Source organism: Synechococcus sp. R3-13 (genome assembly GCF_047462195.1).
Classification (GTDB): domain Bacteria; phylum Cyanobacteriota; class Cyanobacteriia; order Thermostichales; family Thermostichaceae; genus Thermostichus.
Genome location: NZ_JANSIO010000467.1, coordinates 1 through 4,980 on the forward strand (window position 1 = coordinate 1; position 4,980 = coordinate 4,980).

The window sequence follows — 4,980 nt, forward strand, 5'->3', positions numbered from 1 at the left end:
ACTGCGAAGTAGTCAGGGTCGGGTAGTTTACTAAGATAATGCCCAAGATTCTCGGATAAGCCTCCGTTGATTTACGCACAGGAGGGCGGCCTCGGCAAGGATAAACTCCCCGCGCGACCCCACACGTAAAGACTTGAAATAAGATTTAGGTGTTCAATAACTCATGAATCACCTGCGTTTGTTGCCCTTTCCAGCCGAGGTTGGGGTCAAGCTTGCCCTGTTGATAAGGCTCTTTTTCCCCTCCCACCTGGCGAGCTGAGGGCCTATTGCCTCTATGTGATGGTTGCCTATGGACTGCCGAAGGGATCCCCACACCCCAACGCCCTGCAACCTTGTCTCCTGCTGACTTCGAGAGTGCCAAGCTGCCATGTCACGCATCCTCATCATCGATGATGATCCCAGCATTTGTGCTCTACTGCAGCGGTACTTGCAGCGGCAGGGGTATTCGGTTGAGGTGGCGATGACGGGGGCCGAGGGCTTACAGCAGTTGCGCGCTTTTCAGCCGGCCTTGGTAATTTTGGATCTGAACTTGCCGGATGTGAGCGGCTACGATCTCTGCCAGCAAATGCAAAAAGAGACCGGCGTGTACGTGTTGATGTTGACCAGCCGCGTCAGCCCTGCTGATAAGTTGCACGGATTCCAGTTGGGGGCAGATGACTACCTGACCAAGCCCTTCAGCCTGCCGGAGTTACAGGCGCGAGTGCAAGCCATTCTGCGGCGGCAACGCATGAAGACCGAAGTTGCCAGCGCACCGGTCTTGACCTTTGCCTCTTTGGTAATCGACCCGGAAACCCGAGCAGTCATCCGCGAGCAGCGCCTGATCAACTTAACAGCACTGGAGTTCGATTTGCTCTATGCTATGGCTCGACATCCGGGGCGGGTTTGGCGACGGGCTGAGCTGATTCAAGAGGTGTGGGATTTTAACCACGAGGGAGATGAACGGGTGGTCGATGTCCACATTGGCCAAATTCGCAAGAAACTAGAGACTGATACCAGCCAACCGGAGTTGATCCGCACCGTGCGTGGAGTTGGCTACAAGTTTGAGCCCCCCGCTCCGAAGGAGGGATGGGGAGAGGAAAAACCTTAACCCCCAAATAACTCTCCCCTCTTCACGTTGGGAGAGGGGCCAGGGGTGAGGGCCCGTTAATCCAAGCGGCGGCCTGTCAAACGCACAAAAATGTCTTCTAAGTTGGCTGGGCGCACCATGAGGCCGGTTTTGTCGGGTTCTGCCTCCAACTGCCGCTGAGCTTCCGCCAAGCTGGGGAAAAAGGTGTAGTTCACCTCCCGGCCAGGACAGGATCGCACCAGCAGGGCCTCTCCATACTTGGCCCGCAGTTGCTCGGTGCTGCCCAACTCGATTAACCTTCCCCCATCCATGATGCCAATGCGGTCGCACAGCTCTTCCGCCTCTTCCATATAGTGGGTTGTAATCAGCAAGGTCATGCCCTGTTGGTTCAGATCCCGCAAGATCTCCCACAACAGCCGCCGCGCCTGGGGATCCAACCCGACGGTGGGCTCGTCCAAAAACAAAATCTGGGGGCGATGCAGTAACGCCCTGGCCACCTGCAAGCGTCGTTTCATTCCCCCTGAGAGGGTTTTCACTTTGTCTTGCCGGCGATCCGCCAGCCGCACATACTCCAGCCATTCATCGATGCGCCGTTGCCGCTCTGGGTTGGGGATGTGGTGCATACGCCCGTGGAACTCCAGGTTTTCCCAAACGGTCAGCTCTGCCTCTAGGGTGATAGGCTGCAGAACTACGCCAATTTGCTGCCGCACCGCCACCGGATCCCGCACCACGTCATACCCCCCCACCCGGATGGATCCCTGGCTGGGTCGGGTAAGGCTAGTAAGCATGCGGATGGTGGTGGATTTGCCGGCGCCGTTGGGCCCCAACAGGGCAAACACTTCCCCCTGGGGGATCTGCAGGCTCAAATCTTGAACGGCAACCTGCTGCCCAAAGCGTTTCCACACCCCCTGCATTTCCACCGCCGCCGTCTTGGTTTGGGACAAGGTTGGGGCCGTCGAAAGAGCTGTCACAGTCCGCTCCGGTAAAGTGTAAAGAAATCTTTATTCTCCAGCATACGCCAGCCGTGTCAGCAAGCTGCAGGTCTTATCAGGGATCCCTGCCCTTGGCAGTAGTTTATGCTATCCCTTCAAGTCTTCCGTGGCTGTGATCTCGTTCCCTGTGGTTTTTCTCTAAGCTCTGCAAATAGCATACATTGCACCTGAAGAGTGAGTTGCGTCCGCAGGGCAGGGCATGAGCGTACAGCAGATAGGGGAAGTTGTGCTAAATGGCTAGTGCTGTATTTGTACCTATGGGTAACAATAAAGACACAAGCTTGAGCGGTCTGGCTGTCAGACTGGGGCTTTCTTCTCAGTGAAGCGACCTCCCTCAGCGCCCACCGATACCCTCTACTAACCAATCTGAATCTGATCTGAGCAAAATGCAGAGCAAAGACCGGTTCGACCAAATTGACTTCCGGCTGGATCGCCTGGTTGGGGCTGTGTTGACCCTGGCCGAGGCCGTCAGCTTCGTCAAGGATGACCTGACCCATCTGAAAGCCATTGTTCAACAACAGGTGCTGATATCCCAGGAGCAGAGCACTTGGCTGGGAGAGTTAAAGGCAATATGTCAACAGCAAGCCGATACAGCTCGTCGCCAATCTGAGACGATTGAGCGCATTATTGCCCATCTCCTGCCCGCTCAGGATCCCAAGTCTTGAGGGATCCCAAAGGCAACCTGGGGGCGTGCCACAATGGCAGCAGAGCTGAGGTTGTCCGCCGTTGGAGTGCCAGGTTGCAGCAGCAGGACAGGGTTCTGTTGAGGCTGAGGAGCTGCTTGCTTTCTTTCGTTGCCGACGCTTGCCTTACCTGGATCGCTTTGGCCCTCAAGAGGCCAAGCTGCCGCCGGACAACCTGCTGGAGCAATGGCGGCGGGATCGCCAAGCCCTGGCAGCCGCTGTGTTTGAGCGATTCCCCGGAGAACGGGTTGCGCCGGGCAATGAAGCTCTCTTGGCAGCCATGGCCGACGGGGCGGAGCGGATCTACGGCGGACGGATTGCCGCAGAGCTGTTTTGGCAACCGCAGGAAGATCTCAACTGTACTGCTGAGGCAGAGCTGTTGCAGCTTGCTTCTGAACCTGTCCCTCACTCCTCCTCTCCAAGGGATCCCATCCCTGCCCCAGAAGACTACGAGATGGTGCCCGCTCTTGCGTTGCCGCCTGAAGCTGTTCCAGAGAGACGTTCAGTTTGGGTGAGCAGCTCCCTGGATCTGCTGATTCGGGATCCCGCTCTCGTTGGCAGAAGTCGCCACGCCGCCCGATCCTCTTACCTGCCGGTTCATATTCGTATCGGCAAACGCCCCAAACCGGAATACGAATTGTTGCTGGCTTTGCAGGCAGAGCTGCTCGGATCCCTGCAGGGAAACGTTCCCAAGCGGGGCATTTTGATCCTGAAAGATGGGAAGTGGCACCCCGTCCACCTGAGCCGCCGACGAGCACAGGTGCGGCAATTGCTGCAGGAGTACCTGCACTCCCTCAGCCAGCCGGAACCGCCCCAGGTGTTTATGGCCCGCAGCCGCTGTCATCTTTGCCACTGGCGGGAGCATTGTCGGCAGTTGAACGCCACCGCCCAACCCCTCAGCCTGCTGCCGGGCGTAACGGGATCCCGCTATCCCCTTTTGCAAGAGGCGGGGATCCACTCGATTGAAGCCCTGGCCAACGCTCAGTTGGATAGGTTGCAAGCCATTCCCAAGTTGGGATCCGGCGTGGCCCTGCAACTGCAGCTGCAAGCCCGTGCCACCCTCAGCCGGCAGCCTCTCTGGATTCAATCCCCCCCGCAAACCCTGCCCACCACACCCGTAGAGCTGTACTTCGATATCGAGGCGGATCCCCGTCACAACGTCGCCTATCTGCTGGGGCTGCTGGTGGTGGAGCAAGCCGAGGGGAAAAAGGTTACAAGCTATCACAGTTGCCTGGCCGCCGAGCCGCGGGAAGAAAGGCAAGCTTGGGAGCAATTCTTGCAACTGGCACAACGCTATCCCGACGCTCCCATCTACCACTTTCAGGGCTTTGAAGTGCAGACCTGCCGACGGCTGGGGGAGCAATACCGCACGGATCCCCGACAAGTGCGCCAGTTGTTGCAGCGCTTTGTGGATTTACAGGCCTGGGTGCAACGCTCGGTGGTGCTGCCGATCGAGAGCTATTCCCTGAAAAACATCGCCCGCTGGCTGGGGTTTCAGTGGCGTCTGCCTGATGCCAATGGCGCCCAGTCCATTTATTGGTATAGCCAATGGCTGGAAACTCGGGAGCGCAGATATTTGGAGCACTCGCTTATCTACAACGAGGATGACTGCCGGGCTACCCACCGCCTAAAAGACTGGCTGTCCCAAGGAGTCCTCCATGCCGAATGATGCGAATAAATTGACAAAGACGGCCTATCCCCAGCCGCAAATGCCGCAGCTTGCGCCGCCAGTCTTGTGGCCAGTTGCTGAGGTTTCGCTTAGAATCAGGCAGGACTGTTTAGTTTATCAGGGGAATCCCATGCTGTTGAAATCTCATGAATCTCCTCGCCATCAGGGCAGAAACCGTCGCGGTCGTGGGGGATCGGCACGCAAGCGCCAACTGGACAAACGGAACCGCGCCTTGATGCAACGATTACGACAACGAGAGCAAGCTCTCAACTCTCGATCTTCTCGGCAGGGGCAAGTTAACCCTGCCTTTTTTGTGCTTGCTTCTTTTTTCCCTCAGCCTGGCTACAAGGGATCCCGCTTGGCTGCCTGATCCGCCCATTTCTTTCATGGCATCGAAGAATCGAAGAGTTTGCTTCTTGCGCCTTCAAGACAAAGACTGCACCCCTGCCGATAGATGCGGGTTTTGGCTGCGGGGCTCTGGATAGGTGGGAAACTCTCGGTCGATAGCGTAAACGGCTCAATTCCCGTCGCAGGCAGGATCGGGATGACAGGATTTGAACCTGCGGCCCT

General features: G+C 57.3%; 5 protein-coding genes. 4 read left to right on the plus strand and 1 reads right to left on the minus strand.

The annotated features are described in order from the left end of the window. The first annotated feature begins 367 nt into the window (after positions 1-367). On the plus strand, positions 368-1,087 hold the full coding sequence (locus NW856_RS13050) for a response regulator transcription factor (protein ID WP_011433617.1): 720 nt from the start codon (positions 368-370) through the stop codon (positions 1,085-1,087). Positions 1,088-1,143: 56 nt separating this feature from the next. On the opposite strand, the gene NW856_RS13055 is transcribed toward NW856_RS13050, so the two are convergent. After that, complete coding sequence (locus tag NW856_RS13055; RefSeq protein ID WP_414400617.1) at positions 1,144-1,980, minus strand: ABC transporter ATP-binding protein; 837 nt, start codon at positions 1,978-1,980, stop codon at positions 1,144-1,146. A gap of 464 nt (positions 1,981-2,444) precedes the next feature. On the opposite strand from NW856_RS13055, the gene NW856_RS13060 reads away from it, so the two are divergent. From NW856_RS13060 to NW856_RS13070, 3 genes are all read left to right on the plus strand, one after another. Then, a complete protein-coding gene (locus NW856_RS13060; protein ID WP_414389978.1) occupies positions 2,445-2,723 on the plus strand; it encodes a hypothetical protein in 279 nt (92 codons plus the stop codon). A 61-nt stretch (positions 2,724-2,784) separates the two neighbouring features. Beyond that, the gene (locus NW856_RS13065) at positions 2,785-4,410 is read left to right on the plus strand and encodes a TM0106 family RecB-like putative nuclease (protein WP_414400612.1); all 1,626 of its coding nucleotides are present in this window, start codon (positions 2,785-2,787) and stop codon (positions 4,408-4,410) included. Between the two features lie 130 nt (positions 4,411-4,540). Beyond that, a complete protein-coding gene (locus tag NW856_RS13070; RefSeq protein ID WP_414400613.1) occupies positions 4,541-4,780 on the plus strand; it encodes a hypothetical protein in 240 nt (79 codons plus the stop codon). The last annotated feature ends 200 nt before the right edge of the window (positions 4,781-4,980 follow it).

Excerpts from the sequence above, each read along its gene's own strand:
- NW856_RS13050 (WP_011433617.1), top strand. The coding sequence starts at position 368 with ATGTCACGCATCCTCATCATCGATGATGATCCCAGCATTTGTGCTCTA.
- NW856_RS13055 (WP_414400617.1), bottom strand. The coding sequence starts at position 1,980 with ATGCAGGGGGTGTGGAAACGCTTTGGGCAGCAGGTTGCCGTTCAAGAT.
- NW856_RS13070 (WP_414400613.1), top strand. The coding sequence starts at position 4,541 with ATGCTGTTGAAATCTCATGAATCTCCTCGCCATCAGGGCAGAAACCGT.
- NW856_RS13060 (WP_414389978.1), top strand. The coding sequence starts at position 2,445 with ATGCAGAGCAAAGACCGGTTCGACCAAATTGACTTCCGGCTGGATCGC.